General features: G+C 67.3%; 1 protein-coding gene. It reads left to right on the forward strand.

Annotated features, from left to right (window positions below; translation table 11 throughout):
- Nucleotides 1–66: 66 nt before the first annotated feature.
- Nucleotides 67–248: hypothetical protein (locus OGY35_RS00955; RefSeq protein ID WP_286631193.1), on the forward strand; the 182-nt coding region annotated here is incomplete at its 3' end.

Consider the following 248-nt stretch of genomic DNA (forward strand, 5'->3'; position numbering starts at 1 on the left):
GGCACCACCACCATCGCCGTGACCGTGACGAACGCGGCCGGCAACAGCGGCTCCGCGACCCACGATGTGACCGTGGACACCGCGGCACCGTCCGTCACCCTTAACAGCGTGACCGCTGACGACGTGATTAACGCCGCCGAGCAGGGCGCGGACCTGGTGCTCTCCGGCACGACCACGAACGTGGAAGCCGGTCAGCTGGTCACCGTGACCCTGAATGGCCAGACCTATACCGCGCAGGTGCAGGCGAA

It is taken from the genome of Citrobacter sp. Ct235, from assembly GCF_030332305.1.
Classification (GTDB): Bacteria; Pseudomonadota; Gammaproteobacteria; order Enterobacterales; family Enterobacteriaceae; genus Citrobacter_A; species Citrobacter_A telavivensis.